General features: G+C 65.7%; 21 protein-coding genes. 6 read left to right on the forward strand and 15 right to left on the reverse strand.

What is annotated here, in order from left to right:
- Positions 1 to 55: 55 nt before the first annotated feature.
- On the forward strand, positions 56 to 271 hold the full coding sequence (locus VSX60_RS01855; protein WP_327622428.1) for a DUF2093 domain-containing protein: 216 nt from the start codon (positions 56 to 58) through the stop codon (positions 269 to 271).
- Positions 272 to 291: 20 nt separating this feature from the next.
- Here VSX60_RS01855 and lpxK read toward each other — a convergent pair whose 3' ends face one another.
- From lpxK to VSX60_RS01885, 6 genes are read right to left on the reverse strand one after another with little or no spacing between them, the layout of a single operon-like run.
- A complete protein-coding gene (gene lpxK, locus VSX60_RS01860) occupies positions 292 to 1,320 on the reverse strand; it encodes a tetraacyldisaccharide 4'-kinase (RefSeq protein WP_327622429.1) in 1,029 nt (342 codons plus the stop codon).
- A complete protein-coding gene (gene waaA, locus VSX60_RS01865) occupies positions 1,320 to 2,651 on the reverse strand; it encodes a lipid IV(A) 3-deoxy-D-manno-octulosonic acid transferase (RefSeq protein WP_327622431.1) in 1,332 nt (443 codons plus the stop codon). Before waaA ends, lpxK begins: the two co-directional genes overlap by 1 nt.
- On the reverse strand, positions 2,648 to 3,424 hold the full coding sequence (locus tag VSX60_RS01870; RefSeq protein WP_327622432.1) for a lysophospholipid acyltransferase family protein: 777 nt from the start codon (positions 3,422 to 3,424) through the stop codon (positions 2,648 to 2,650). Before VSX60_RS01870 ends, waaA begins: the two co-directional genes overlap by 4 nt.
- A gap of 48 nt (positions 3,425 to 3,472) precedes the next feature.
- Positions 3,473 to 3,706 (reverse strand): DUF4170 domain-containing protein, encoded by a 234-nt coding sequence (locus tag VSX60_RS01875; protein ID WP_327622482.1) that lies wholly within the window; start codon positions 3,704 to 3,706, stop codon positions 3,473 to 3,475.
- 38 nt (positions 3,707 to 3,744) lie between these two features.
- A complete protein-coding gene (locus tag VSX60_RS01880) occupies positions 3,745 to 4,527 on the reverse strand; it encodes a 3'(2'),5'-bisphosphate nucleotidase CysQ (protein WP_327622483.1) in 783 nt (260 codons plus the stop codon).
- A 10-nt stretch (positions 4,528 to 4,537) separates the two neighbouring features.
- On the reverse strand, positions 4,538 to 5,875 hold the full coding sequence (locus VSX60_RS01885) for a TldD/PmbA family protein (protein ID WP_442873030.1): 1,338 nt from the start codon (positions 5,873 to 5,875) through the stop codon (positions 4,538 to 4,540).
- Between the two features lie 67 nt (positions 5,876 to 5,942).
- On the opposite strand from VSX60_RS01885, the gene VSX60_RS01890 reads away from it, so the two are divergent.
- From VSX60_RS01890 to VSX60_RS01900, 3 genes are all read left to right on the forward strand, one after another.
- Positions 5,943 to 7,889 carry a monovalent cation:proton antiporter-2 (CPA2) family protein gene (locus VSX60_RS01890; protein WP_442873031.1) on the forward strand — a complete coding sequence of 649 codons (1,947 nt, stop codon included), beginning with the start codon at positions 5,943 to 5,945 and terminating at the stop codon, positions 7,887 to 7,889.
- A complete protein-coding gene (locus VSX60_RS01895; protein ID WP_327622433.1) occupies positions 7,886 to 8,308 on the forward strand; it encodes a VOC family protein in 423 nt (140 codons plus the stop codon). Before VSX60_RS01890 ends, VSX60_RS01895 begins: the two co-directional genes overlap by 4 nt.
- Positions 8,309 to 8,713: 405 nt before the next feature.
- Positions 8,714 to 9,745, forward strand: a complete 1,032-nt coding sequence (locus tag VSX60_RS01900) for a DNA topoisomerase IB (protein ID WP_327622434.1) — start codon at positions 8,714 to 8,716, stop codon at positions 9,743 to 9,745.
- A 13-nt stretch (positions 9,746 to 9,758) separates the two neighbouring features.
- Here VSX60_RS01900 and VSX60_RS01905 read toward each other — a convergent pair whose 3' ends face one another.
- The 5 genes from VSX60_RS01905 to VSX60_RS01925 all read right to left on the reverse strand — a co-directional run bounded on the left by VSX60_RS01905 (position 9,759) and on the right by VSX60_RS01925 (position 15,793).
- Positions 9,759 to 10,637, reverse strand: a complete 879-nt coding sequence (locus VSX60_RS01905) for a patatin-like phospholipase family protein (protein ID WP_327622435.1) — start codon at positions 10,635 to 10,637, stop codon at positions 9,759 to 9,761.
- A 4-nt stretch (positions 10,638 to 10,641) separates the two neighbouring features.
- The gene (locus VSX60_RS01910) at positions 10,642 to 11,973 is read right to left on the reverse strand and encodes a M16 family metallopeptidase (RefSeq protein WP_327622436.1); all 1,332 of its coding nucleotides are present in this window, start codon (positions 11,971 to 11,973) and stop codon (positions 10,642 to 10,644) included.
- Positions 11,974 to 12,001: 28 nt separating this feature from the next.
- Positions 12,002 to 13,417, reverse strand: coding sequence for a M16 family metallopeptidase (locus VSX60_RS01915; protein WP_327622437.1), 1,416 nt, complete (start codon positions 13,415 to 13,417; stop codon positions 12,002 to 12,004).
- 87 nt (positions 13,418 to 13,504) lie between these two features.
- The gene (rsmD, locus tag VSX60_RS01920; protein ID WP_327622438.1) at positions 13,505 to 14,089 is read right to left on the reverse strand and encodes a 16S rRNA (guanine(966)-N(2))-methyltransferase RsmD; all 585 of its coding nucleotides are present in this window, start codon (positions 14,087 to 14,089) and stop codon (positions 13,505 to 13,507) included.
- A 6-nt stretch (positions 14,090 to 14,095) separates the two neighbouring features.
- The gene (locus VSX60_RS01925) at positions 14,096 to 15,793 is read right to left on the reverse strand and encodes a pseudouridine synthase (RefSeq protein WP_327622439.1); all 1,698 of its coding nucleotides are present in this window, start codon (positions 15,791 to 15,793) and stop codon (positions 14,096 to 14,098) included.
- Between the two features lie 217 nt (positions 15,794 to 16,010).
- On the opposite strand from VSX60_RS01925, the gene VSX60_RS01930 reads away from it, so the two are divergent.
- Positions 16,011 to 16,439 (forward strand): nucleoside deaminase, encoded by a 429-nt coding sequence (locus tag VSX60_RS01930; RefSeq protein WP_327622486.1) that lies wholly within the window; start codon positions 16,011 to 16,013, stop codon positions 16,437 to 16,439.
- Positions 16,440 to 16,497: 58 nt separating this feature from the next.
- Here the strand turns inward: VSX60_RS01930 and VSX60_RS01935 are convergent, their stop codons facing one another.
- Positions 16,498 to 17,142: a hypothetical protein gene (locus VSX60_RS01935; protein WP_327622440.1), complete on the reverse strand. Its 645-nt coding sequence runs from the start codon at positions 17,140 to 17,142 to the stop codon at positions 16,498 to 16,500.
- Between the two features lie 234 nt (positions 17,143 to 17,376).
- The gene (gene ileS / locus VSX60_RS01940) at positions 17,377 to 20,451 is read right to left on the reverse strand and encodes an isoleucine--tRNA ligase (protein WP_327622441.1); all 3,075 of its coding nucleotides are present in this window, start codon (positions 20,449 to 20,451) and stop codon (positions 17,377 to 17,379) included.
- Between the two features lie 302 nt (positions 20,452 to 20,753).
- On the opposite strand from ileS, the gene VSX60_RS01945 reads away from it, so the two are divergent.
- On the forward strand, positions 20,754 to 21,101 hold the full coding sequence (locus VSX60_RS01945) for a hypothetical protein (protein WP_327622442.1): 348 nt from the start codon (positions 20,754 to 20,756) through the stop codon (positions 21,099 to 21,101).
- Here VSX60_RS01945 and VSX60_RS01950 read toward each other — a convergent pair.
- Positions 21,098 to 22,081: a bifunctional riboflavin kinase/FAD synthetase gene (locus VSX60_RS01950; protein WP_327622443.1), complete on the reverse strand. Its 984-nt coding sequence runs from the start codon at positions 22,079 to 22,081 to the stop codon at positions 21,098 to 21,100. The genes VSX60_RS01945 and VSX60_RS01950 overlap by 4 nt on opposite strands.
- A complete protein-coding gene (locus VSX60_RS01955) occupies positions 22,078 to 22,941 on the reverse strand; it encodes a TIGR01459 family HAD-type hydrolase (protein ID WP_327622444.1) in 864 nt (287 codons plus the stop codon). The genes VSX60_RS01950 and VSX60_RS01955 overlap by 4 nt, the downstream gene beginning before the upstream one ends.
- Positions 22,942 to 22,977 lie beyond the last annotated feature (36 nt).

The following is a 22,977-nucleotide window of genomic DNA, read 5'->3' on the forward strand; positions in this document are numbered from 1 at the left end:
GCGCAAAGGTCCCGGAACCCAGCCGGTGGACCGCAGCAGCATTTCGGAGATAGCGATGAACCGCATGGAGAGCGGCGGCGAAGCCAAGCTCAAATACGGCACGCCGGATTTTCAGGTCATCACGCCGGGCGCCTATGTGCGGTGCGGCGTCACTGGCGAGGCGATTCCGCTCGACCTCCTGCGTTATTGGAGCGTGGAGCGGCAGGAGGCCTATATCGACGGCGAGGCCTCGTTCCGGCGGGAGATGGAGGCTGGCGGCGGAAAACGCTGAAACCGCTTTCGGGGGAAATCCTACCTGAACTTGCGGCGCCGGAACGCCAGCTGGGTGTCGCGGACGATCCGCGCGCCGAGGCTGTCCGGCTCGAAGCGCAGATCGACGTCGAGCACCTCGCATTCCTTGAAGAAAAGCTGCTGCGTGGCCGTTCCCGTCGCCAACCGCACCGCGTCCTTGCGGGTCGTGACCAATTGCAATCCTGATCGCCAGGCAGCGGCGGACAATTCGTCCATGTCGCCTTTTGAAAAAACATGGTGATCGGGAAAGTCGCGGGTCTCGACGATGCCGGCGCCGAGCGCGGCAAGGCTGGCGTAGAACTTCGTCGGATCGGCGATACCGGCAAAGGCGAGCACCCGCATGCCGCCGAACCGATCGCCGTCACGCGGCTCCAACGCGGCCTCGAAGACCGGCTTGTTGGCTCGAGCCGTCCGCCGGATCACCGCGTCGCCGCCGTCGCCCTGACCAACCACGAGCAGGGCGTCCGCCAAACGGATCTGGTCGATGACCGGCGCCCGCACCGGTCCCGCCGGGATGACGGCACCGTTGCCGATTCCGCGCCGCGCGTCGATCACGATGAGCGCGTAATCGATCCACAGGCGCGAACTTTGGAACCCGTCATCCATGATGATGAAGTTGACGCCATGCTCGCGCTTCAAAAGCGCCGCCGCCTGTTTGCGATCAACCGCCACAGCAGTGGGCGCGACGGTTGCGAGCAGCAGCGGCTCATCACCGACCTCGCCCGCCGAGTGGTGCTCCGGGTCGACCGCGACCGCCCCACGGCCCGATCGGCCATGACCGCGTGAGACGAAACCGGGCCGAAGGCCCGCCGCCTTCGCCGCCCGGCCAAGCGCCATCGCGGTCGGCGTCTTGCCGCCGCCGCCGACGGTGAAATTGCCAACGCACAAAACCGGCACATCGATGTCGGCACGCTCGCCGCGCTCCAGATTGCGCCGGGCGACGCGCCCGTAGATCATCGCCGCCGGTGCGAGAAGTCGCGTCGGCCACGAGCGCGCCCGCCACCAGAAAGGCGGGGTTTCCTGCAGCATCATCGCGGCATTGCGGGCCGGCAACGGCGCGCGAGACTGATCGACAGCTTCAGCGGATGCAGGAAGGGATGGAGGGCCTGCAGCGTGCGGGGAAGCGCGCCGCGCATTTCCTCGACGGTCGCCGCCGCGGCCGCCGCCATGTCGGCCAACCGCTCGGGCTCGCGAAGCAGTTGGTCGACATGGGACGCCAGAGACTCCTCATCACGCACGATCCGCGCGCCGCCGTTCTTCAGGAGGCGCTGATAGGCATCGCGGAAGTTCTGGACAAATCGACCGGAGAGGACCGCTGTCCCGAGCATAGCCGCCTCGAGTGGGTTCTGGCCGCCCTGCCCGGTGATCGACTTGCCGAGAAAGGCGATGTCCGTCAGCCGCAGATACAATCCCATCTCGCCCATGGTGTCGCCGAGCAGGATATCCGTCGTCTCGTCCGGCTGCTCGCCTCGACTGCGCCGCGCCACCTTGAAGCCCTGTTCCAGCAACGCCTGCTCGATCTCGTCGCCGCGATCGACGTGCCGCGGCACGATGATGGTGAGGAGACCGGGATGGCGCTGCGCGAGCGAGCGATGCACGTCCCCGGCCAGCGCTTCCTCGCCGGGATGGGTGGAAAGCGCCGCCCATCGGGGTCGGCGCCCGAGGACCCGTTGCAGTTCGGCAAGCGCCGATTCGGAGCTCGGGGGCGGGCCGACATCGGCTTTCAGATTGCCGGCGACAGTGACCGCCCGGGCTCCGAGGAGACGAAAGCGCTCGCCGTCGACATCCGACTGGGCGACGACATGCGCAAGATTCTCCAACAGCGCTTCCGCCAGCCAGGGGGCCGACTTCCAGCGCTTGAAAGACCTGTCCGAAAGGCGCGCGTTGACCAGGACCTGCGGAATGCGGCGCCGGCCGAGCTCCAGCATGGTCATCGGCCAGATTTCGCTCTCGGCCACGATGGCCACGTCGGGACGCCAATGATCCAGAAACCGCGCCAAGGTGGGCTTCATGTCGAGCGGCACATATTGGTGGATGGCACAGTCGGCGAGGTTGTCGTGGACGAAATGCGCCGAAGTCATCGTGCCGGTGGTCATGACGACATTGATGCCATGGGCTGCTATCTCGCGGACCAGCGGCGCGACCGCCGCGCTCTCGCCGACACTCGCCGCGTGCATCCATAATAGCGGCCCGCTATCCGGCCGCTCGATGCTGGCATAGCCATAACGCTCGCGCCGCCGTGCCGGATCCTCCTTGCCGCGCGAAATGCGGTAGCCGACATAGGGGCCGAGCATCGGATAGGCGAGCGATCCGGCGAGACGATATGCCGCAAGCGCCGTGCGGGCGAGCGCGTCGCTCACGGCGCATCTCGCACAAGCCGCTCGGCCGCCTCGTTCGCAGCTTCGATCGCCTGGGTGATCTCGCGTCGCTTGCTTTCCATCATGACATCATCGGCATCGGCGGGAACGGAGATCGGTTTTCCTACGACCACGGCCATACGTCCGAACGGAAGCGGAACCGTGGTCTTGTCCCACGAACTCGAAACGACATAGCGGCTGCTGGTCACCGCAGCCGAGGGAAGCACCGGACGCCCGGTGATGCGGGCCAATGTCACGATGCCGAGACCGGCCTTTCGCGGCGTTCCCTTCGGCACGTCGGCGATCATGCAGACGCCAAAGCCGCCCGCGAGGAAGCGGCGCAGGGCGATCAGCGCACGGGCTCCGCCTTTTTGCGCACCGACCGTCCCGGCGCGGCCACCGGATCCGCGCACCGTCGCGATGCCGAACCGCTCGACGACGGTCGCGTTGATTTCCGCGTCGGCGCTGCGCGACAGCAGTGCCACATAGGGCAATTTAGGCGGCCGGAAGAACGGCGCGAGCAGGTGCTGTCCATGCCACAGACCGACGATGGCCGGATGTTCCTCGTCGAGAATCCTCTCCCAATCGGAGGAACCCGGAGCCTCTTTCTGGGTCGCGCGCACGAAGCACAGGCCTCGGTAGATAGCGGCCCCGGCCAGGACCGTGGCGACCCGGCTGCGAAGCACATCGCGCCCGATACGACGCCAGCGTCTCCGCCACCCCTGAAGCCAGGACCGCTTCAAGGGTGCCGCGTTGCCGGCCGTCTCGTCGGCCATGGTTTCATCCGACATGGTGATGCGTACCGAGAGGGTGGAAGTGATGGTTCACGCATTTTCCGGATTCAGGAGACGGTGCATGTGAACGATGAAGTAGCGCACGGCCGCATTGTCGACAGTCTGCTGCGCCTTGCCCCGCCAAGCCGCGAGGGCCGACGCGTAATCGGGGAAGATTCCGACGATATCAAGGCTTCCGAGATCCTTGAAATCCACGCTCTGAAGGTCCTTCAACTCGCCACCGAACACCAGGTGCAGCAGTTGCTTGGGCTCTTGCTCTTCCATTAAAATCGAATCCTCGTTGCTCGGTCCGCCGAGCGAGATCAATCGGGAATTGCTCTCGTCAGCTGTCTGACACGCGCCATAGCATCATGTGATGCCGCCATCAAAAGGCCATGCCTCCTGCCCTCGCTTCTGTAAAGTGCGGGCACGCCGCCACGATCGCACAACAGCCCGCCGGCCTTCTCGATGAGAAGGTCCGCGGCGGCGATATCCCAGTCATTGGCACGCGGACGGATCAACGTCCCGTCGAGCCGACCCGAGGCCACGAGAGCCAGACGATAGGCGAGCGAGGGAACCGCTTTTTCCGCCAAGATGGGCTCGCCGCCGGCCGCGTCAAGCCGCTTGCGTATGGCATCGGGAACCGCGAGGCGAAGCCGGTCGCTGGTGCCAGGCCGACTCACCGAACAGACGGCTCCATTCAGACGCGTCGGGGAATGGGCTGTCACTTCGAACACCTCGCCAAGCGCCGGGGCGGCGATGACGCCGATCACCGGGCGGCCTCGCTCGATGACGGCGATCGAGACGCACCAGGTGTCCTCGCCGCGCAGATAGGCACGGGTACCGTCGATCGGATCGACGACGAAGAACCGGTCGGCCTCCACTTCGCGAATCTCGGGCCGTTCCATCTCCTCCGAAACCCAGCCATAGGACGGCCGTGCGCCAACCAGCGCGTCCTTCAGGAAGGCATCGACGGCGACGTCCGCCTCGCTGACCGGTGAATTGCCCTCCTTCCACCAAACCCTTGGATCGCGCCGAAAGAAGCGCATGGCGACCGCGCCGGCCTCCATTGCGGCGGACTTCACCAGTTCGAGATCGTCGCGCATGCCGGTCAAGTCAGCGCCCCGCCACCATCATCGATTCGATTCGAAGCGTGGGCGCCACGATGGAGAACCGCTCGTCGAGATCGTTCGCGGCGGCGAGCGAGGCCAGCATCTCGCGCAGATTGCCAGCGATGGTCAGCTCCGATACCGGCGTGGTGATCTCGCCATTCTCGATCAGAAAACCCGAAGCGCCGCGACTGTAGTCACCGGTGACAAGATTGGTGCCGTGGCCGATGAGCTCGTCGATATAAAGCCCCCGCCCCGTCTCGCGGACGAGTTCGGCCGGTGTCATGGCGCCTGGCGAGACGAGCACGTTCGTCGCGGACGGCGAGACGCCGCCCGATGAACGGCTGGCACGGCCGTTGGTCTCCAGGTCGAGTTCCTTGGCTGTCGCGGAGTCGAGAATCCAGTTCACGAGGACACCGTTCTCGACCAGCGCCATTGCCTCGCCGCGTACGCCCTCGCCGTCGAAGGAACGCGAGCCGGGTCGTCGCGGCAACAGCGGATCGTCCATGATGGTGAATGTCGCCGGAAGAATTCGTTCACCCATCCGGTCCTTGAGGAAACTGGTCTTGCGCGCGATCGCCGAACCATTGATCGCCGACACGATGCTGCCGATGAGACCGCGGGCGATGCGTGGATCGAAGATCACCGGATAGCGCCCGGTGGCAACGGTCCCGGGATCAAGCCGCCGCACGGCGCGATCGCCGGCGCTCCGGCCGATCGCTTCCGGCGCCGTCAGATCGGCGGAGTGGATGCGCGAATCGAAATCGTAATCGCGCTGCATCTTCACGCCCTCGCCGGCGATGACGCTGACCGAGCGGGAAAATCCCGAGCGCATACGGTGACCGGCAAAACCGGAGGAGGTGGCAAGGACCAACCCCGACGAGCCGGCCGACACCGAGGCGCCCCCCGAATTGGTCACCCCATCGACGGCGCGTGCCGCCTCTTCCATCGCGAGCGCCTGTGCGACCATCGTCCCGCTGTCGACATCAGATGCATCGAACTGGTCGAGATCGAGCGCGTCGCGCGCCAGCCGCCGCGAATCGGCAAGCCCGGCGAATGCGTCCTCCGGCGAGACCTTGGCCATCGCCACAGCACGCTCGGCGAGCGGCTGGGCATCGGCGTGGATGTCCGCCGAGACGGTCGCCACGCGGCGGCCGACGAAGACGCGGAGCGACATATCCTCGCTCTCGGCGCTTTCGGTTTCCTCGACCTTGCCGAGCCGAACCGAGACAGAGCGTCCGAAGGAGCGGACTACCGCCACGTCGCAGGCGTCCGCCCCCGCCTTGCGTGCGGTCTCGATGAGCCGCTCGGCGGTCGCCAAGAGCCGCGTCGTATCCTCGTGCATGATGTCGCCCGCTGGTTTTCGTTCAGGAACCATCTATTGTGCGACGCGACACCCATCAAGACGCCGAATGCGAGGCGGCGCGTTTACGGCCGCCGAATCCGCGAGACAGGACGAGCCGCCGACAGTGGAACAGGCCACATCCCTCTTCATGCAAGTCGTGCTGATTCTCGGCGGCGGGATCGTCGCCGGCACCTTGTTCATGCGCATCGGCCTCGGCACGGTGCTCGGCTATCTCTTCGCCGGCATTGTGATGGGGCCGGTGTTCCAGCTGATCGGCGAAGGCAAGGAAATCCTTCATATCGGCGAGCTCGGCGTCGTCTTTCTTTTGTTCATCATCGGGCTCGAATTGAAGGCGAGCCGGTTGTGGGCGCTGCGACGGCAGATTTTCGGACTCGGTCTGACCCAGGTCGTGCTGACGGGCGCGGCGCTGACGGGGATTGCGATCCTGTTCGGCATGAACTGGCAAGCTGGCGTCGTGATCGGCTTCGGTCTCGCGCTGTCCTCGACCGCGTTCGGCCTGCAACTGCTCGAAGAGGCCGGCGAGACCAACACACGGCATGGCCAGTCGGCCTTTTCCATTCTGCTGTTCCAGGATCTCGCCGTCGTTCCGCTGCTCGCGGCGATTCCGTTCCTGGCGCCGTTTTCCGAGGGCGCCGAGGTCGATATCGAACGCATCGCTCTGTCGATCGGGGCAATCGTGGCGCTGCTCGTCGTCGGGAAATACCTGCTCAACCCCCTGTTTCGGATCATGGCGACGTCCGGCGCGCGCGAGGTCATGCTGGGCGCGGCGCTGTTCGTGGTGCTCGGTTCAGCGATGTTGATGGAGGCCGCTGGATTCTCCATGGCGATGGGCGCCTTTATCGCCGGCGTGCTGCTGGCCGAATCCTCCTACCGGCACGAACTCGAAGCCAATATCGAACCGTTTCGCGGGCTATTGCTCGGTCTGTTCTTCATCGCGGTGGGGCTGTCGCTCGACCTGTCGGTGATCACGGACAACTGGCTGATGATTCTGGTCCTCACACCGGTCCTGATGATCGTCAAGGCGGCCTTCATCTATCTCCTGTCCCGCGCCTTCGGCCAAAGCCATGCGACCGCCGTGCGGGTTTCGGGACTCCTTGCTCAGGGCGGCGAATTCGGCTTCGTCCTCTTCACCGCCGCGGCCGCGAGCCTGATCTTCCCGCGCGAGACCTCCTCGCTGCTGATCGCGATCGTCACGCTGTCGATGGCGCTGACACCGCTGGCCACATGGCTCGGGCGACGGTTTTCCATCGATCATACCGAAGAAGAGACTTTGGAAGAGGATTTCGAAGGCGCCGGTTCGGCCGTTCTGATGGTTGGCTTCTCACGCTTCGGGCAGATGGCAGCGCAGGTCCTGCTTTCCAGCGGCATCGACGTGACGATCATCGATTCCTCGGCCGAGCGCATCCGTAACGCGAGCAAATTCGGTTTCCGGATCTATTTCGGCTCCGGCCTGCGCAAGGACGTTCTGGAGGCGGCCGGCATCCGCAAGGCGAAGCTCGTCGCGGTCTGCACCAACAAGCGCGAAACCACGGATCGGGTCGTCGACCTGATCCGATCCGAATTCCCCAATGTCAGCCTTTATGTCCGTTCCTACGACCGCTCGCACGCGCTGTCGCTCCGCGCCCGTGGTGTGGATTTCGAAATACGGGAGACGGTCGAATCAGCGCTGGCCTTCGGTGCGGCAACGCTCGACGCCTTCGGAATCGAGGAGGAACTCGCCGATCGCATCGTCGAGGACGTCAGGCGGCGGGATCAGGCGCGGCTGAAGCTGCAGGAAGCCGAAGGCTTCTACGCCGGCAACGACATGGTGACGACGCGCGTCGTCACCCCCGAACCGCTGGTCAAGCCGCGCCCCTCCTTGCAAGCCATCGAAAAATCGGCTGATGAGAACGGAGACACGTCACCGATCGACGAAGGCCCTCCACGCAAACGCCGCCGTGGGCGCCCCTTTGCCGGGCGCCGCCGCAACTTCGACAAGGTCCAGTCCCGATGAGCACGACACCGTTCCACCTTGCCTTTCCCGTTCGCGACCTCGAGGAAACCCGGGCATTCTACCGCGATGTCCTCGGCGCCAATATCGGCCGATCCTCTGAGAGTTGGGTCGATTTCGATCTGTTCGGCCATCAGCTCTCGGCGCACAGCCGTCCCGGAATGACAAAAGCCGACGGCGGCGGCCAGGTGGATGGCCACGCCGTGCCGATCCCGCATTTCGGCGTCGTGCTGACGATGACCGATTGGCAGGCACTCGCCGATCGCCTGACGGAGCGCGACGACGTCGACTGGATCAAGCGCCCGATGATCCGGTTCAAGGACGAGCCAGGCGAACAGGCGACGCTGTTTCTCTACGATCCCTCCGGCAATGCCCTCGAATTCAAGGGTTTCTCGGACATGAACCGGGTTTTCGCGAGCTGAGGCCCAGCGCGGCGACGCTCAGTCGCGTACCACGGTAAGCGACGCCAAATCGCGGAAGGGATGGGTCGTGCCAGGGCACGCCCTCCCAAGCGCGCCTATGCCCGTCAAGGATTCCCTGACACGGCGCCCAATCTCCGCTGCAGCAGGTCTCGCCGTCAGAATGACGGGCCTTTCGTGACGCCGAATCTCGATTGTCTTTTTTTCAAATCTTTAACGCATTTAATCCCGTTTGTTGATTTTATTCACGATTGGTTGCTCTTACCGCATAAGGCAGTCGACTGAGACACATCCGCCGCTTCGAGACCGATAGGCAACTCTACAATCTCACTCCAGGCGTCGGAACCGGTTTCGCAAAGCTGGCGTTTCCGAGGGCCGAAGAACACGCCGGATGCATGACGTCTCCCGATGAACCGACATCTCGCCCTCCACGCCGAACGGTTTGGCCTTAGCGTCGTCGCGCCGGAGACCTTCGACGTCGAGCGGCGTTTGAACGGCAAGGGGTTCCGCATCTGTTTCCGCGATGGCGAGCCGATCACCGACAAGGACATCAAGCGAAGGGTCAAGGCGCTGGTGATCCCGCCGGCCTGGACCGACGTGCGGATTTGTATCGAGGCGACCTGCCATATCCAGGCGATCGGCCGCGACGAGAAGGGCCGGCTGCAATATCGCTACCATGACGAATGGGTGAACGTGCGCAACGCGGTAAAGACCGAGCGGCTCCTGCGCTTCGGCCGCGCCTTGCCCCGGCTTCGGCGGATGGTGGAAAAGGATATGCGCCGTAGCAAGGTCGACCGGCGGACGACATCGGCGATCGCGACGCGGCTGATCGACCTCACCGCCATGCGGCCAGGTCACGAGAAATATGCGGCCGATGGCGGCCGGGGCGTGGCCTCGCTGCGCAAGGGAAACCTCCGCATCGTCAAGAAGGTCGCGATTCTGAACTTTGTCGGAAAATCCAACAAGGAACACTGCATCGAGATCGGCGACAAGCCGCTGGTGCGCTCGCTGAAGCGGGTTCGCAAAGGCAAGGGGCAGCGTCTGTTCCGGTTTCCTGGCCAGAAGAAGAAGCAGCGCGAGCTGACCGCGAACCTGTTGAACGACTATCTGCACGAGGCCGGCGCGGCACGAATCTCGGCCAAGGATTTCCGGACGTTCCACGGCTCGGCCGAGGCGCTGCGCTATCTGGTCGAGGACGTGGGTTCAGCAGCCGACACCGAGGCCAAACGCAAGCGCGCCGTTGCCGCAGCGATGAAATCGGTGTCACGCGTCCTGCGCAACACGCCGACCGTAGCGCGATCCTCGTATGTCCATCCCGGGATCGTGCAGGCCTTCGAGGAGAAAAATCTGCCGCCAGACATGATGAAGGGCCGCAGGCGCGATGGGCTGACCCGGGTCGAGACCGGGCTGATGCGGTTTCTCGAGCAGACCGCCCGGTAGAACGGGCGACGCATCAGTGCGCCGAGGCTCTCCCAGCGCGGGCGTTTTCGACCGCCGCCGCGGTGCCTTGGTCTCCCAACAGGCGGCCGAGCGCGCGTTTCGTTTCCTCCTTGAACGAGGCCGTCTCCTCGAGGATTTGCCGCGTCCGCAGGAAATCGAGCACCCGATAACCCGACACCGATGGGCGCAGCAGCAGGTCGGGTGGGCACATCCGCAGTTTGGAGTCGGTGATCGACTGCATCATCAGCTGCGAGGCGCCGAACATCGCCTCCATCTGCGTCGGCATGGTGTCGCCACTGCCCACCGGACCGCCGTTGACGTCGACCGCGACGACAAGGTCGGCCTTGCCCCGCAGCCGGTCGAAAGGCAGCGGATTGAAGATACCGCCGTCGAACAGCACCTTGCCGTCCCGGCGAATCGGGCGGAACACGGCGGGGATGGCCGCCGAGGCCGCCAAGGCGCTGAGCAGGTCGCCGCTGTCGATCTCGCACTCGGTGCGGGCGTAGAAGTCCGTCGCCATCACCCCGAGCGGTATTTCGAGGCCCTCGAAGGTCGTCGGCAGATCGGCGGGCAGGAAGACCGACAGCACGCGCTCGGCATCGAAGGGGCCGAAGCGCAGGGCCCCGTCGCTCATGAAGTCCTGGAAGGGCGTGGGCCGCGTTTGCCAGAGCCGGGACAGCACGAGCCGCTTGCGGGCAAAGCTGTCGAGCGCGAAGGCGCGCAGCTCGGCACCGCTCATGCCGGCGGCGTAGCCCGCGCCCATGATCGCGCCAATCGAGGAACCGACGATGCGCTTCGGCCGCACGCCGAGTTCATCGAGCGCCTCGATCACGTGGATATGGGCGATGCCACGGGCACCGCCGCCGCCAAGCGCCAGCGCGAAATCGCTCACGCCGTCAGGCTCCGCCTGGGCCGACGGTGATGACGGTGGGTTCGTCCGAGAGCAGCTTGCGCGCGATCTGCTTCACCTCCTCCATCGTCACGGCATCGATAATCGCCTTGCGACGATCGATATAGTCGTTGCCGAGGTCGTCGAGCTGAATCCCCACGAGTGTCGAGGCGATCGCCAGCGAGGAGTCGAGATTGCGGATGGCGTAGGAGCCTTTGACATAGGCTTTGGCCTTGGCGAGTTCCTCCTCGCTCGGACCGTCCTTCGCCATGCGCTTCAGTTCGTCGCGGATGATCTCGATGCTTTCGGCCGCCTTGTCGGAGCGGGTCGCGGTGCTCGCGCCGAGCACGGCGGCATGATCGTAGCTCGCCAGCCACGAGCCAGCGCCATAGGCAAGACCACGCTTTTCGCGAATCTCGGTATAGAGCCGCGAGGTGAACGAGCCGCCGCCGAGGATATGATTCATCAGATAGGCGGCGAAGAATTCCTCGTCGTTCCGCATGACGCCGGGAAGCGCGAACTGGATCGCCGTTTGCGGCACGTCAAGCTCGACGGCGATGGTCTTGCCGGTGACCGGTTCGGTCTGGGAAACCGGCTTCAGATCGGCCGTCTCCGGCAAGGCGCCAAAAACAGCGTCGAGCCTTTCACCCAGCTTTTCCGGGCTGATCGCGCCGACGACGCCGACATACAAATTGTCCTTGGCGAAGGTCTTGCCGCGCAAAGCCTTCAAATCCTCGGACGTCACCTTGTCGAGGCTTTCCAGGGTGCCCTCAGTCGGACGCGAATAGGGATGGCCGGCGAAGACTGTCTCGCGGAATGCCTTGCCGGCAAGTTCGCCGGGGTCGTTCTGGTCAGCGAGGATGCCGGCCTTGATCTGACCACGGATGCGCGCCACCGGCTCCTCGTCGAAACGCGGATCGTTGACCGACAGCTTCAAGAGATCGAAGGCATCGTCCTCGAACTCCACGATGGTGCGGAAATTGCCGGTGAAATTGTCGAGGCTGGCGTCGTAGCTCAGCGAGACACCGAGATCGTCGAGACGCGCCTGAAACGCGCGGCTGTCGATCTCGCCGGCACCCTCGTCGAGCAAACCCGACATCAAATTGGCGGTGCCTTCCTTGCCGTCTGCATCCTGGGTCGAGCCGGCGCCCTTGAAAGCGAATTTCATGGCAATCAGCGGGTTCGTGTAGTCCTCGACGAGGAGGGCCTTGATCCCGCCTGGGCTCGTCACCTCCTGGATTTCCACCGCGCCGACCGGGCCGAGCGAAGCAAAGGAAAGACCGAGGGACAGGGTCAGGGCGGCGACTGCGCCGGCAAACGGATTGGCGAATGGCTTCAACGGTTTCTTCCTTCCGCGATGCGAAAAATCAGGAGCGGGTTTCGTCGGACGGCTCCGGCAGCAGATAGCCGGTCACGGAGCGCTTCGGCTGGAGATATTTCCGAGCCGCGGCCGCCACGTCTTCGACGGTGACCGCCTCGATCCGCTCGGGCCAACCCTCGACATCCGCGATGGTGCGGCCCGTCGAAAGCGCCGCGGCATAACGGCGCGCCATCGAGGTCTGGCTGTCGCGCAAATAGATGACATCCTTGCGGACGCGGTTCTTGGCGCGCTCCAGTTCCTCCGCGGTGATGCCCTTTTCGACGATGCGGGCGATCTCGGCATCGATCGCCGCCTCGATCTCCTCCAGGCTCGCCTCGCCCCGCGGCATCCCGTAGACGACGAACTGTCCCTCCTCCAGCGCGGTTCCGGCGTAGTGGGCACCGGCGCCGGCGGCGATCGCCTTGTCGACGACAAGGCCGCGATACAGCCGGCTCGTGGTGCCACCGCCGAGAACGTCGGCCAGGACGTCGAGCGCTTCGGCCTCGCCCGGATCGGCGGTCGTATCGGAAGGCACGAGATAGGTTCGTTGCATCGACGGCTGGGTGACGCGCGCGTCGGTCAGCGTCACCGTCCGCGCGGCCAGCGGCTCCGGCTCCACCGGCCGGACGCGCTCGCCAGGTTCCGCGCGGCGCGCAACCTTGCCATAGGTCGCCTCGGCAAGCCGGCGAACTTCCGCTTCGGTCACGTCGCCGGCGATCAGGAGGATCGCGTTGTTGGGGGTATAATATTTGTCGTAGAAGGCGACGGCGCCATCCCGCGACAGCGCCTCGATCTCCGAGCGCCAACCGATCACCGGATCGCCATAGGGGCTGTTCTGGAACAGTGCCGCCTGAACGGCCTCGGCGAGCTGCGAGCCGGGATCATTGTCGACTCGCGACCGGCGCTCTTCCAAAATGACGTCGCGCTCGGGTGCCACCGTTTCCTCGGAGAGCACAAGGTTCTCCATGCGGTCCGCCTCGAAGGTCATAACCATTTCCAGCGCGTCGGCCGGCACCTGCTGATAGTAGCCGGTATAGTCCGAGGTGGTGAAGGCGTTCTCCTGGCCGCCGATCTCGGCGACGGCCCGCGAGAAGGTGCCTTCCGGGTTGGTCTTGGTGCCCTTGAACATCAAATGCTCGAAGAAGTGGGCGATGCCGCTTTCGCCGGGCGCCTCGTCCGCCGCGCCGACCTTGTAGTACAGCATCTGGGTCACGACCGGGGCGCGATGGTCGGGCAGGACCACGACCTGCAGCCCGTTGTCGAGCATGAAGGTCGAGAGTTCCGCCGCCTTTTCCTTGGCCGTGGCCTGTTGCGTCGCGGCTTCGGCCTTCGGTGCGGCCACCGTTTCGGCACGGGCCGCGAGCGGCAAAGCGAAGGCGACGGCGAGAGCCGACAAGCCGATCTGGCGCGAGAAAAGCTTCATCGTTCGGTCTGATCCTCGTTCAATGCGTCTGGTCAGGGACGCCCGGACTATGGCGGATCGCAGGAATCGTGACCAATTACGGTTTAGTTAGGTCGCCGGTTTCAGGGACGCGGAGTCGGACGCGGCCACCAGAAAGCGCAAAACCGTCTCGCCCATGGCCCGCTCTTCTTCGAGCGTGAAGCCGTCCGGCGTCTCGAACGGGGCGGAGACCGCCTCCTCGACCACTACGAGCGCGCCCGGCTTCAGCCAGCCGCCATCGCGGGCGGAGACCAGCGCTGCCTCGCCGAGCCGCTGGCCGTAGGGCGGATCGGCGAAGAGACAGGAGAATGGCTCCATCGTGCTGACGCCGCCGAGCCGGGTCGCATCGCGCCGAAAGATCTTCGATCGCCCCTGCAGCCCGAAGGCCTCGACATTCTCGCGCACGAGCCCCCGGCCCTCGACACCCTCCTCGATGAAGAGACAAAAGCGAGCGCCACGTGACAAGGCTTCCAATCCCAGCGCGCCGGTACCCGCGAACAGATCGAGCACCCGGGACCCATCAAGGGTGAAGCCGCCCCTATGGGCCAGCACGTTGAACAGGGTCTCGCGGTTACGATCCGTGGTCGGGCGGATCGCGTCGGTCTTCGGTGTCGCCAGGTGGCGGCCGCGAAATTCACCCCCGACGATGCGCATCGCGGCTCAGCCCTTGCGCGGCGGTCGCGGGCCGCGCGGTCTATCGCCGCCCTCCCGCCCGGTCGAGCCGGCGCCGGCCGATGGCCTGCCCCCGCCTCCCGGTCCCCGGCGCTGCGGCCGGTCCTGAGCCGCCAGCCCCTTCTTCGTGCCCTGTGGCCGCGCGCCCGGCGCCATCCAGACATTGGCCGAACGCTTGCCTTCCCCGAACGGCTTCTTGGCTGCCGACTTGTCACCATCGGCAGATGCCGCGCCGCGATCGCCATAGGGTTTCTTCGGACCGTCGAAGCGCTTGCCGGCGCCGCCGCGCTCCGGCCTGTCCGGCCGCTCTCCGCGCTGCGGACGCGGTGCGCGCGTGTCCAGGCGGCCGAGGGCATCCTCGCGCTTGGCCTCACGGGCGCGCTTCTTGTTCGGCGCCGTTTCGCTGGCGGAAATCCAGTCGCCGCGCTTGATCGGCCGCAAATCCTCGTTCGGCTGTTCGGCCTCGACCGGCTTGTTGGAGAAGGGCTTGGCGACAGGCGCGTCGAAGTCGGCTCCGGCCTCCTCGATCAGGCGGTCACCAAGCTGGTCGCGCAGAGTCCGTCCCTTGATCTCCTGCACCGAGCCTTCGGGGAGATCGCCGAGCTGGAAGGGGCCGAAGGACAGCCGGATCAAGCGGTTCACGTCCAGGCCGAGATGCGCGAGGACGCGTTTGACCTCGCGGTTCTTGCCTTCGCGCAGGCCCAGCGTCAGCCAGACATTGGAGCCCTGCTCGCGGTCGAGACTGGCCTCGATCGCGCCATAGAAGACGCCATCGATGGCGATGCCCTGACGCAGCTCGTCGAGGCGCGCCTGATTGATCGCGCCATGGGCGCGGACGCGGTAGCGGCGCAGCCACCCGGTCGCGGGCAGTTCGAGGATGCGCGCCAGACCCCCGTCATTGGTCAGGAGCAGCAGGCCCTCGGTGGTGATATCGAGCCGGCCGACGGTGAGGACGCGCGGCATATCCTTCGGTAATCGCTCGAAGACGGTCGGACGCCCTTCCGGATCGCGGTTCGTCGTGACCGTCCCGGCCGGCTTGTGAAACAGCCACAAGCGCGTGCGCTCGATCGCCGGCAGCGGTGCGCCGTCGATCTCGATCCTGTCGGCGGCGGTTACGTCCAGCGCCGGCGTGTCGAGCACCTTGCCGTTCACCCGCACCCGGCCGTCGGCGATCATGCCCTCGGCGTCGCGGCGCGAGGCGATGCCCGCCCGCGCCAGCCGCCGGGCGATCCGCATCTTGCCCGGCATCGTCGCTTCCGCGTCGGCGCTCGCAGGACGATCCGTCCGTGGTGGCCGTCTTTCTTTGTCCGCAGGCCTTGGCTTGCGCTCGGCTTTCCCGGAATCATGAGCGAGCTGTCCGTAGCTGCGCGGCTTCGACGCCGCGCCGTCGCCGCTCTCGCTTCGTGGCCCGCCATGGGAGGCCATTCCCCGGCTGCGCGGCGTGAACGGCTTGCGCTCGCCGTCGGCGCCGGCGCCACCGGCGCGGCCGGTTCGCGGCTTGTCCGATGAGAGACGGTCACCGCGTGACTTGCCGGCATCCGGCCGATCGCCAGTCCGGGCCTCGGCGCGCGGCCGGAACGGGCGGTTTTCGCCGCCACCGCCACTCTTGCCGCCGCGCGCACCGCCGCCGTCACCCGGTTTGCGGCCGCGGCCTTTCCTGTCGTCGCCGTTCGTCGTATCGCTCATGCCATTGCCTTTGCTGCGGCGGACCCTGGCCTCGGGAACCCCTCAGATCGAATAAAATTTGCCTTTGTCCGGCATGCCGGATCGGCTGGAAAGACCGGTCTGCGGCGCGGCGAAGGGCGCGACGAGCTTCAGTCGATCCGCGCACCGACCGTGGATCGCTCTAACAGGTCGTCACCCCTGGAGCGAGAGGAACCCGACGGTGGCCAGTCAGAATTTCATGGATGTCGCGCTCGAAGAAGCCCGCGACGCGGCCGAACGCGGCGAGACGCCGGTCGGCGCCGTGTTGGTGCGAAACGGCGAAATCCTCGCCCGGGCCGGCAACGAAACGCGCCAACGCCACGATCCGACCGCTCATGCCGAAATCCTCGCTATCCGCGCTGGCGCAACGGCGCTCGGCTCGGAACGGCTGCCGGACTGCGATCTCTATGTAACGCTGGAGCCCTGCGCCATGTGCGCCGCGGCGATCTCCTTCGCGCGAATCCGGCGGCTCTATTTCGGCGCCAGCGACCCGAAGGGCGGCGCCGTCGAGGCAGGTCCGCGTTTCTTCAGTCAGCCCACCTGCCATCATGCGCCGGAGGTCTATGCGGGCATCGCGGAAAGTGCGAGCGCAACGATCCTGCGCGATTTCTTCCGCGCCAGACGATGAGACCGGCACGTCGCGCAACGCAATAGCCCGCTACGACCGGGGTGTCCCGCCCCGGTGATCAGAACGGCAGCAGGTTGCGGATTTTCGAACCGATACTGCCGTCGCTGCCGCGCATTCTCCGCTCCTTGACGCTCTCGTCCTCGCCCGGATCGCCGACCGGCGCCGTGGCCGCTGGCTTGCGATAGGCAATCGGCGGCTCGCTCAGATATTTGCGCTGGGTCGCGCTGCCCTGCTGACTGTCGCGCTGGCGCTGACGAATGAGTTCGCCGCGGCTGCGAAGTTCTCCAGGCGAAAGCGTGGTGTCGGGCCTGCCATTGTCGAATTTGTAACCGTTACCGCCCGCGCGATCGAGATAGGCTTGGGTCACGCCTTCCTTGCGCGCCGTCGCAACGTCGGCCGGCACCGGGCCATCGCCCTGATAGGCGGCCGCCTGCAGACGCGCCGCGCGCTGCTCCGGCGATTCTGGCCAGTTAGGGTCGCCAGTGGTGTTGCGGGTTGCCTGCGGCGGCGGCAAAATGCTGGTGTTCTCAGGCTTCACCAATTCCGGTCGCGGGGCGTAGGCGATCTGGGTGGCATCGCTGCTGCCCCCAAGGGAAACCACGTTGTTGAGATCGTCGAACAGCGTCTCGCCCTGCGACTTGCCGGTGCCGTAGGTCGGTCCGAGACAGCCGGAGAGGGCCAGCGCGACCGCGCCGATGGCCATCGCGTGAAACGCGAATCGAACTGTCTTCGTCATACGGTACGGCCCCCTAGCCGAATTTGCCGCCCTCATGTCAGCGGAGGGGCGGCGGCCGGCACTCGCCGGACGCGGCCCGCGCATGCCACGAAATTCAGGCGAATTCCGGGCGCATTTTTAAGCCGCTCTCCATCACCGCGCAAGCGCGGTTGGCAGTTTTACCCCGCCATCTTCGATGGGAGAGCCGTCCACCGGCGCAATTCACGAGCCTACCGAGAACCCTGGGGTCTCCTGGAGGACGCGCGCGGGGGTAACGCCCAATTCCCGCAAGGCCGCCGCGTCGCGCGCCGAAACGTCGGGGAATTGCGGATCCGATCCGACATCGTCGGTGATCTTCCAGGACCGGGCGCATTTCGTCCCTTGCGCCTTTCGGAAGATAACTGCGATGCCGGGCGTGTCGGCCAGGCGGAAGGCCTCGGCCGGCGCCGGCTCGCCGGAGATTTCGAGGCCGCTGGTGATGGCGATCTCGGCGAAATCGACGGACGCGGCGAGCGCGCGCAGATCGGCGTCGTCGAGATGGAGGACAGGTGCGGCCTCCAGCGACGAGCCAATGGTCTTTGCGCGCCGCTGTTCCTCCAGCGCGCCCATGACGACGCGGCGGACTCGGCGCAGCTTTTGCCAGCGGGCGGCAAGCGCGTCGTCGCGCCAGGCCGGATCGACATCGCGGAAGGATTCCAGATGCACCGACCGCGCCTCCGGATAACGCGACAGCCACGCCTCCTCCATTGTGAAGGGCAGCATCGGTGCGAGCCAGGTGACCAGATGGTCGAACAGCGTCCGCACGACCTGCAGCGCGGCCTTGCGGCGGACCGCCGAGGGCGGATCGCAGTAGAGCGAATCCTTGCGGATATCGAAGTAGAAGGCCGACAGCTCGACCACGACGAAATCGAGCAACGCCCGGCTGATCCGCTTGAAATCGAAGCTGTCGTAGCCCTTGCGGACCACCTCATCGAGCTCGGCGAGCCGGTGCAGCATCAGCCGCTCCAGCTCCGGCATCTCGGCCAGCGGCACCGTTTCACCGGTGTCGTGGGCAAGTGTCCCGAGCATCCAGCGCATGGTGTTGCGCAGCTTGCGGTAGCTGTCGATGTTGGTCTGCAGGATCGTCTTGCCGAGCCGCAGATCCTCCGAATAGTCGGAACTGACCACCCACAGCCGCAGGATGTCGGCGCCGGACTGCTTGATGACGTCCTGGGGGGTCACGACGTTGCCGAGGGACTTCGACATCTTGCGCCCCTCCTCGTCCATGACGAAGCCATGGGTCAGCACCGCGTCATAGGGCGCCCGGCCGCGCGTGGCGCAGGATTCCAGCAGCGAGGAGTGAAACCAGCCGCGATGCTGGTCGGAGCCTTCGAGATAAAGGTCGGCCGGCCATTTGAGGTCGGGCCGCTTTTCGAGGCAGAAGGCATGGGTCGAGCCGGAATCGAACCATACGTCGAGGATATCGCGGACCATCGTCCACTTCTGCGAATCGTGTTCGTTGCCGAGGAAGCGCTCCTTGGCACCGTCGGCGAACCAGGCATCAGCGCCCTCTTCCGCGAAGGCTTCCAGGATGCGAGCGTTCACCGCATCGTCCTTGAGGATCTCGCCATTCTCGTCGGCGAAGACGCAGATCGGCACGCCCCAGGCGCGCTGGCGGGACAGCACCCAGTCCGGTCGATCCGCGATCATGCCGCGCAGCCGGTTCTGGCCCGATGTCGGCACGAAGCGGGTGGCGTCGATGGCGGTCAGCGCGCGGGAGCGGAGTGTGTCCGGATGATCCAAAAGCATGGCCTTTGCAATGCTTTCATCCTGTATTCCATAACCGCCGAGATCCTTGTCCATATGGACGAACCATTGCGGGGTGTTGCGGAAGATTACCGGTTTCTTGGAGCGCCAGGAATGCGGGTACTGATGCTTCAGACGGCCACGGGCGAGCAGGTTGCCGGCCTCGATCAGCGCGGCGATGACACGCTTGTTGGCGTCGCCCTTCTTGCCCTTGTCGTCGATGACGCGCGCGGGACCGCCCTCGGCGTCCGGACCGAAGCCCGGCACGTCCTTGGTGTAGAAGCCGTCGTCGTCGACGGTGAACGGGATCGCCGTGTCGATGCCGCGCGCTTCGAGATCGCGGCGGGCGGCCATCCAGGCATCGAAATCCTCGCGGCCGTGGCCCGGCGCGGTGTGGACGAAGCCGGTGCCAGCCTCGTCGGTGACGTGATCGCCGGCGAGGAGGGGGACCGAGAACTCATATCCTCCGCCAACGCCGGCGAGCGGGTGAAAGCAGGCCATACCGAAAAGTGCAGTTGCTTTCACGTCCCTCAGTCTTTTCGTCCCGCCTTCCGGAACGCGCGCCTTAGCGAAAACGTCAGCTGCGAGAGCATCTGCCAAGATCAGTTTTTCGCCGTGCTTGGCCCAGCGTGGGTTCTCAGCATCTTCTGACGCTGTGACCTCATAGAGCCCATAGGCAATGCGTGGAGAATAAGCGATTGCGCGGTTGCCCGGCATTGTCCATGGCGTCGTCGTCCAGATGACGACGGACGCGTTCATGAACTCATCTGGATTGTCGCCACCCTCGCCGACAGTTCCGCCCGCCTCGGATACCGCGAACTTCACCCAGACTGTATCGCTCTCGTGGTCGTGGTATTCGACCTCGGCCTCGGCCAGCGCGGTCTTTTCCACCACCGACCACATGATCGGCTTGGAGCCGCGATAAAGCTGGCCCGACATGGCGAATTTCAACAACTCGCCGGCGATCACCGACTCGGCCCCATAGGCCATGGTCAGATACGGGTCCTTGAAGTCGCCCTCGACGCCGAGGCGGCGGAACTCCTCAGTCTGCACCCCCACCCAATGGGCGGCGAAGTCGCGGCATTCCTTGCGGAACTCGTTGACCGGCACCTCGTCCTTGTTCTTGCCCTTTGCCCGATACTGCTCCTCGATCTTCCACTCGATCGGCAGGCCGTGACAGTCCCAGCCGGGGACGTAATTGGCGTCGTAACCGCGCATCTGGAACGAGCGGGTGATGACGTCCTTGAGGATCTTGTTGAGCGCGTGGCCGATATGCAGGTTGCCGTTGGCGTAGGGCGGCCCGTCATGCAGGACGTATTTCGGCCGGCCCTCGGACGCCTTGCGCAAGGTGCCGTAGAGATCCATCGCGTCCCATTTGGCGATCCATTCCGGCTCGGCCTTGGGCAGGCCGGCGCGCATCGGAAAATCGGTCTCGGGCAGGAACAGCGTCTTGGAATAATCGACGGCGCCGTCGGAATCTGTCGTCTTGGTGTCGCTCATGATGTCAGCCATGTCGTCCGCCGCGATCAAAGCACGGCACAAAGGAAAAAAGCGGTGGTGGCGCGGCGGCCGGCAAACCCGGACCCTCCCCGGCCGAGCCGGTCAGAAGGCCGGGCGGCTAATTCGTATGAAAACGGAATGCGCGCGCGGACTGAGCATGGCTCGAGCCTTTAGCAAGTCCGGCCAGCGAAGGAAAGGCGGGCGCGGTGGCCTGCCTCAAGGAGGCAAGCGCCACGTTGGCCTGGCGGGCCGAATGATATAATTTCGAACATCGGGGTCGGCACGCTTGCTCGACGCCCCGTAAGGAGGTCGCGATGCCCCATCTCTTTCGCTTTCTCGCCCGCAACGCGCTGATCGGCTTTTGTGCCGCCGCGTTCTTCGTCGCCGTGCTGGCGCTTGCCGATATCGGCGGTTTCGGGACGACGATCGCCCGCTCGGATTCCGGCCCGCTGGCGATCGGGCTGGTCATCTATTTCCTCGGCCTGACCTTTTCGAGCGTTCAGATCGGCATGGTGATCATGCTCAACGGGCGCTTTCCCGACGATGACGAGGGGCCGAAGGGCGGCAAACGCAAACGCTTGGCCGGATGGTTCTCTCCGCCGGCCGCTCGCTCGCCGATTATGGTGTCGGCTCCGGCGCCGAGACCAAGGCAGGCCGGCTAAAACGCGATCGCGTTGTCCAGCGGCGAGAGCGGCGCCACGCCGGCGAGTACCGCCTTCGCCTCTTCGGCATCTCGGTCCATCTGGGCGACAAGGGCCTCGGCACTCTCGAAACGTGCCTCGCCGCGCAAAAAGGCGAAGATCGAGACGTCGACCGTTTCGCTATAGAGATCGCCGGAAAAGTCGAACAGGAACGTCTCGAACAATGTCGCGCCATTGTCGAAGGTCGGGCGGCGGCCGAAGCTGGCGACGCCGTCATGCAGCGTGCCGTCGGCGCGGCGCAGGCGCACGGCATAGATGCCGTGCTTCAGCATCTCGTCGGGCTCAAGCACCAGATTAGCGGTCGGATAGCCGAGGCTGCGGCCGAGCTTCTGGCCGTGGACGATCTCGCCGCGGATGGTCCAGCGATAACCGAACTGGCCGGCCGCCGCCGCGACGTCGCCGGCTTCGAGAAGCGCACGGATACGGCTCGACGAGACTGTTTCTCCGCCCTCGTCGGCGAAAGCCGGCACCAGCGTCACGCCGAAGCCGTGGCGCGGGCCCGACTCGGCAAGCGTCTGCGGGGTGCCGCCGCGCTTGGCGCCGTAGTGAAAGTCGAAGCCGGCAACGACGTGATGGGATTTCAGGCAATCAACGAGAACGGTTTCGACGAAGGCCTCAGGCTCCAGCGCGGCAAAGGCCCGGTCGAAGGGCTGCTCGACCACGGCGTCGAACCCAAGCGCTCCGAGAAGCCGCGCTTTCATTGGCGCCGGGGTCAGTCGCGCAACTGGCAGGTCGGGACGGAAGACCGTGCGCGGATGCGGCTCGAAGGTGAGGCAGACGAGCGGCCGGCCCTCGGCCTCGGCCAATTCGCGCGCGACCGCGAGCACCGCCTGGTGGCCGCGATGGACGCCATCGAAATTGCCGACCGCGACGACGCAGCCCGCGAGGCTCTCGGGAATGTCCGCGATGCCGCCAAGCCGCAGCGCGGCGCCTTTCGTCATGCCAGCGCCGCCATGAAAGTGCGGGCGTCGAGACCGCGTTCGCCCAAGACCCGCGCGACCGCCTCGGGGTCGGGGTCCGGTCCGCCGAACTCGTCGCCATGGACGCCGTCGGTAATCAGCAGCACGTCGATGCCGAAATCGTTGGCGCCCTTGATGTCGGTCATCAGGCCGTCGCCGATGGCGAGAATGCGCCCGCGATCGGACATGCCGGCCACGCGGGTCGCGACGTCGTAGATCGGCCGATGCGGCTTGCCGGCGAGATGGACCGTCGCCCCGAGCGCGGCATAGTCACGCGCCAGCGCGCCGGCACAGTAGATCAGCCGGTCGCCACGATGCACGACGAGGTCAGGGTTGGCGCAGATCATCGGCAGGCCAAGGGAATGCAGCCGGGACAGCAGGTCGCTATAGTGGGCGGGCGTTTCCGTCTCGTCGTCGTAGAGGCCGGTCGCCACAACCACCGCCGCGTCCGCCTCGTCGACCCGCTCGACGCCGAGCCCGTCGAACAGCTCGATGTCCCGTGCCGGGCCGAGATGGAAGACCGGCCCGCCGGTCTCCGCGATCAGCGCGCGGGTGGCGTCGCCGGAGGTGACGACCGCATCATAGGCATCACGCGAAAACTCCAGCGCATCGAGTTGGTCGATGACGCTGGCCGAGGGGCGCGGCGAATTGGTCAAAAGAACCACTTTGGCGCCCGCCGCGCGCGCCTCCGTCAAGGCGGCTTCGGCGGCCGGGTGCTTGCGCTCGCCATTGTGGACGACGCCCCATACGTCGCAGAACAGCGCCTCGTAGCCGCTAGAAATCTCGGCCAGAGCCTTTATCTTGCGACTGATGCCGGAATTACCGGGAGTGGTGATGTCCATCGACGGCCCGTTATCTTTCAACTGGTCGCCCGAGGC

The organism is Aurantimonas sp. A3-2-R12, from assembly GCF_036016755.1.
Classification (GTDB): Bacteria; Pseudomonadota; Alphaproteobacteria; order Rhizobiales; family Rhizobiaceae; genus Aurantimonas; species Aurantimonas coralicida_A.